The organism is Lentzea aerocolonigenes (assembly GCF_000955955.1).
GTDB classification, from domain to species: domain Bacteria; phylum Actinomycetota; class Actinomycetes; order Mycobacteriales; family Pseudonocardiaceae; genus Lentzea; species Lentzea aerocolonigenes_A.
Window position 1 is genome coordinate 1 of sequence record NZ_JYJG01000249.1, and the last position, 5,239, is coordinate 5,239.

At 69.2% G+C, this 5,239-nt stretch carries 5 protein-coding genes; 1 reads left to right on the top strand and 4 read right to left on the bottom strand.

Going from position 1 to position 5,239, the window contains the following annotated elements:
* Positions 1-29: 29 nt before the first annotated feature.
* From hemQ to hemE, 3 genes are read right to left on the bottom strand one after another with little or no spacing between them, the layout of a single operon-like run.
* Positions 30-722, bottom strand: a complete 693-nt coding sequence (gene hemQ / locus UK23_RS29745; RefSeq protein WP_045314989.1) for a hydrogen peroxide-dependent heme synthase — start codon at positions 720-722, stop codon at positions 30-32.
* A gap of 23 nt (positions 723-745) precedes the next feature.
* On the bottom strand, positions 746-2,173 hold the full coding sequence (gene hemG, locus UK23_RS29750; protein ID WP_045314990.1) for a protoporphyrinogen oxidase: 1,428 nt from the start codon (positions 2,171-2,173) through the stop codon (positions 746-748).
* Positions 2,173-3,207, bottom strand: a complete 1,035-nt coding sequence (gene hemE / locus UK23_RS29755) for a uroporphyrinogen decarboxylase (RefSeq protein WP_045314991.1) — start codon at positions 3,205-3,207, stop codon at positions 2,173-2,175. The genes hemG and hemE overlap by 1 nt, the downstream gene beginning before the upstream one ends.
* Before the next feature lie 72 nt (positions 3,208-3,279).
* On the opposite strand from hemE, the gene UK23_RS29760 reads away from it, so the two are divergent.
* Positions 3,280-3,822, top strand: a complete 543-nt coding sequence (locus UK23_RS29760; protein ID WP_045314992.1) for a DUF3000 domain-containing protein — start codon at positions 3,280-3,282, stop codon at positions 3,820-3,822.
* A gap of 10 nt (positions 3,823-3,832) precedes the next feature.
* Here the strand turns inward: UK23_RS29760 and UK23_RS29765 are convergent, their stop codons facing one another.
* Positions 3,833-4,981, bottom strand: coding sequence for a dipeptidase (locus UK23_RS29765; protein WP_419503907.1), 1,149 nt, complete (start codon positions 4,979-4,981; stop codon positions 3,833-3,835).
* Positions 4,982-5,239: the final 258 nt, after the last annotated feature.

Sequence of the window (5,239 nt, forward strand, 5' to 3'; positions counted from 1 at the left end):
GTGGATGAAGGTTCCCTTCATCAGTTGCCCTACGGCAGGTTCGTGACCAGCTCGGCGGCCGGGACGCGGGTGCCCGTGTAGAACGGGATCTCCTCGCGCACGTGCAGGCGCGCCTCGGTGCCGCGCAGGTGACGCATCAGGTCGACGATGCGGTGCAGTTCGTCGGCCTCGAACGCGAGCATCCACTCGTAGTCGCCCAGTGCGAACGACGCGACGGTGTTCGCGCGCACGTCCGGGTAGTCGCGGGCTTCCTTGCCGTGGTCCGCCAGCATCTTGCGGCGGTCCTCCTCCGGCAGCAGGTACCACTCGTAGGACCGCACGAACGGGTAGACGCACACGTACTTGCGCGCCTCCTCACCGGCGAGGAAGGCCGGGATGTGGCTGCGGTTGAACTCGGCGGGCCGGTGCAGGGCGACCTGCGACCAGACCGGCGTCGAGACCTTGCCGAGCGGGGTGCGGCGGAAGCCCGTGTAGGCGGCCTGCACCTGCTCGATCTCCTCGGCGTGCCACCAGATCATGAAGTCGGCGTCGGCACGCAGACCCGCCAGGTCGTAGACGCCGCGGACGACGACGCCCTTGCCCTCCAACGCGTCCAGGTAGTTCTGGGTCTCCGCGGCGGCGGCGCTGCGGTCCTCAGGGAGCTTGCCCGGTTCGACCCGGAACACCGACCACATCGTGTAGCGGATGGTGTCGTTGAGCTCGTTGTAGTTCAGGCGTGCCATACCTCCATCTTGGCACGGCCCCGCTAACGGCGAACTCGACCCAGCAGGTGTGCTGCGACACGGGCCGCGGCGGAGTCGGCCGTGGCGATGCAGGCGGGCACGCCGACGCCGTGCAGCGTGGCGCCCGCGACGGCGATCCCCGGCACGTGACTGATGCCCCGTTCGATGGTCTCGACCAGGTCGACGTGGCCGACGCCGTACTGCGGCAGGCCTCCGCCCCAGCGCTGCACCACGTAGTCGATCGGCTCGGCCTTGATCCCGGTCAGTTCGTGCAGGTCGTTGCGCACGGCCTTCACCAGGTCGGCGTCACTGCGCTGCAGGAGCGCAGTCTCGCCGTGCCGGCCGACCGAACCGCGCAGGATGACCGGTTCGCCGTAGTGCGACCACTTGCGGCTGGAGAACGTGAACGCCTTGGCGGTGAACGGGGTGATGCGATCCGAGTACCGCTCCCCCTCCGCGATCAGGATGCCGGAGCGGTCCGGCAGCTCCGTGCCCGGCGGTAAGGCCAGCGCGACGACCGCCATCGAGGCGACCTCGACCTTGCCGTACGCGGCGGACACCTGCGGCGCGATCTCCGAGAGCAGCTTGCGCGCCGACGGAGCCGGGACTGCGAGCACGACGCCGTCGCACTCCAGGTACTCGGGCGTGGCGGCCGAGCCGATCTCCAGGCGCCAGCCGTCGCCCAGCCAGGACAGCACGCGGACGGGAAGACCCAGGCGGACGACCGGCTTCGCGACCTCGGCGAGCCGGTCGACGAGCGACGACACCCCGTTGGCGAGGCTGGCGAACACCGGTGGCCGCGCGGCACGGGGCTGCGGCGGCGCGGGCATCATCGTCGCGGCGGCGGCGAGCAGTGAGCCGACGCCCTTGTCCAGCAGCGTGGCGATCTGCGGCATCGTGGCCCTCAGGCCGAGCTCGTCCGCGCGGCCCGCGTAGACACCGCCGAGCAACGGACTGACCAGGCGGTCGGCGACCTCGGGGCCGAACCTGTCCTTCATCAGCGCGCCGACCGCGACGTCGCCGCCTTTGAGTTCGATCGGCGGCAGCGTCGGTTCCATCTCGACCCGCAGCGCGCCCTCGGACGACAGCATGTGCCGCACGGCCTCGACGCTCGCCGGCACACCCATGAACGTGTGCGCGGGCAGCTGATGCGTACGGCCGGCGGCGTGGACTGAGGCTTTGGCGGCGGTCGGGTGCACGACGTGATCGGCGAGCCCGACCTCGGCGATCAGCTCCTGCGCCTCGGGCTTGCGGTGCAGGAACGCCTCCGCGCCCACGTCGAACCGCACGCCCGCGAGCTCGGTCGTGCACAGCTTGCCGCCGAGCCGGTCGGACTGCTCGATCACGGTGATCCGCGCGTCCGGGCCGAGCAGCATCCGCAGCCGGTGCGCGGCGGCGAGGCCGGAGATCCCGCCTCCGACGACAGCTACGTGCGGCGCTCTCCCGTGCATTACAAGCTGTGGATCAGTTCGACGGTCCGGGTGATGATCTCCGGATCGGTGTCGGGGAGCACGCCGTGGCCGAGGTTGAAGATGTGGCCCGCGGCGGCCTTGCCCTCGGCGTGGATGCGGCGGACCTCGCGTTCGACGGCGTCGAAGCCCGCGAAGAACAACGCCGGGTCGAGGTTGCCCTGCACGACCGGTTTGGGCAGTTGCGGTGCCGCCTGCTCCAGCCTCTGCACGGCGACATCCAGGGGGATTCGCCAGTCGACGCCGACGACGTCCGCACCGGCCTCGCGCATCGCGGGCAGCAGCTCACCCGTGCCGACACCGAAGTGGATGCGCGGCACGGTCGTGATCGTCTCGAGGACGCGCTTCGAGTGCGGCAGGACGAACTCGCGGTAGTCGCGCTCGGACAGCGCGCCCGCCCAGGAGTCGAACAGCTGCACGGCCTGCACGCCCGCGTCGAGCTGCGCGTGCAGGAAGGCCGCGGTGACGTCCGCGATCTTGGCCAGCAGCGCGTGCCACAGCTCGGGGTTGCCGTGCATGAGCGCCTTGGTGCGCTCGTGGTTCTTGCTCGGGCCGCCCTCGACGAGGTAGCTCGCGAGCGTGAACGGCGCCCCGGCGAACCCGATCAGCGCGACCTGCTGGGGAAGTTCCTTGAGCAGCAACCCGATGGCGTCCGCGACCGGCTGGACCTGCTCGGCGTGCAGCTCTGGCAGTTTGCGAACGTCTTCGATCGTCCGGACCGGGTTCGCGACCACCGGTCCGGTGCCCGCGACGATGTCCAGGTCGACACCGGCGGCCTTCAGCGGCACCACGATGTCGGAGAAGAGGATCGCGCCGTCGACGCCGTGTCGCCGGACGGGCTGCATGGTGATCTCGCAGACCATCTCGGGATCCATGCAGGCGTCGAGCATCGCGGTGCCCTGGCGCAGTGCCCGGTACTCGGGCAACGACCGTCCCGCCTGCCGCATGAACCAGACAGGGGTGTGCGACGGGGTGCCGCCACGCGCGGCCACAAGAAGGGGTGCCATGGAAGTCATCTCCCTTTCATGGTCCCACGTCTCGGCGTGCCGCCATCACCCGGCCGGATTGCGAGGCATACAGTCAGTTGTGTGACCGAGCCGGAAATCTTCCGCCGGGCGGTGGGGACGCTCAAGTCGGTTCGCCACAGGCCCGAGATCGAACTCACCGAGGTTCGACCGCCCCAGCGGCTCGCGCCGTGGGCGTACGCGCTGACGGCTGAGGTCACCGGCCCGTCGGACGAGCTGTCGACCGGGAGGCTCGTGCTGCTGCACGACCCGGACGGCGACGAGGCGTGGGGCGGTGTCCTGCGCGTCGTGGCGTACGTGCGGGTGGAGCTGGACCACGAGCTCGCGTCGGATCCCCTGTTGCCCGAGGTCGGGTGGTCGTGGCTGACCGAGGCGCTGGAGCAGTCCGGCGCCGGGTTCACCGCGCTGGGCGGCACCGTGACGCAGACGTCCTCGGCCCGCTTCGGCGACATCGCCGGTCCGGCTCGTACGGACGATCTGGAGCTGCGCGCGTCCTGGACCGCTCTGGACGGCGAACTCGCCGAGCACGGCACCGCGTTCTACGAGCTGATGGCGACAGCCGTGGGGCTGCCGCCGGTCGGTGTCACCATGTTCGGGCAGCGCTAGTCAGCGCTGGTCAGCTCTGGTCGGCTTCGCGCAGGACGCGCAGGACGTTCGCGCCCGCGAGCTTCGTGCAGTCGTCCTCGGACCAGCCCTTGTCGAGCAGTGCGCCGATGAGGTTCGGATAGGTCGAGACGTCCTCGAGCCCCTGCGGAAGTTCGCCGACGCCGTCGTAGTCGCCGCCGAGACCGATGTGGTCGATGCCGACGACCTCGCGCGCGTGCTCGACGTGCGCGACGACGTCGTCGAGCGTCGCGGTGGGCGCCGGGTGGTCGACGATCCACTTCTCGCCGAAGACCTTGCGGGCTCCGAGGTCGGCGTGGTTCTCCCCGGCGGCGGTCATCGCGTCACGAAGGGCTGCGTCCCATTCAGCGAACCGGGGTGCCACGAAGCTCGGGACGAATGTGATCATGGCCACACCGCCGTTGTCCTTGAGCTTGACCAGAACGTCGTCCGGGATGTTGCGCGGATGGTCCGCGACGTGGCGGCACGACGAGTGGCTGAAGATGACGGGCTTGACGCTCGTCTCCAGCGCGGCGTGCATCGTGCTCGGCGCGACGTGGCTCAGGTCGACGAGCATGCCGATCCGGTTCATCTCGCGGACGACCTCGCGGCCGAACTCCGTCAGCCCGCCGTGTTGTGGCTGGTCAGTGGCACTGTCGGCCCACGGCGTGTTGTCGTTGTGGGTCAGTGTCATGTAGCGGACACCCAGCCGGCGCAGCGCGCGCAGAACTCCGAGTGAAGAGTTGATGGAATGTCCGCCCTCGGCCCCCAGGAGGGACGCGACACGCCCGGACGCGAAAACTTTTTCAGCCTCGGCGGCGGTGGTCGCGACGCCCAGGTGGTCGGAGTACCGCTCGGCCAGCTCGTAGACCAGTTCGACCTGCTCCAGCACGGCGGTCACGGCTCCGTCGCCCGCCAGCCGGCACGGAATCCAGACGGACCAGAACTGCATCCCCAGACCGCCCTCGCGCATTTTCACGATGTCGGTGTGCAACCTGGGATGACGTTCCGTGAGATCGATCTTCGCGGCGGTCGTGTAGACGTCCTCGCCCGTTCCCTCACCGAACTCCCGCAATGCCCACGGGAGGTCGTTGTGGCCGTCGACGAGGGGTACACGCTGCAGCAACGCCCGCGCTCGTTCCGGACCGGTCAGGCTCGGCACAACCAACTCCTATACGTCGTCATGAGGGGATCTCGTGTTACTCCCCCTATCTAGTTGTCATCCGATCGTGTGACAGATGAGTCCATCTGTCACAACTCAATAGGGATAGATACCCGATTGATCGTCCCGTAGACCCGCATGGGCGGCTACGCTGCCCCAGACGACACCACTTTCGGTCGATCAGTGGCGCGGCTGATTGGACGAAAGTCTCCGGTGCCGGTCGGGGGCACGGCCCCGGCAAAGTCGTTTGTCCTGAAT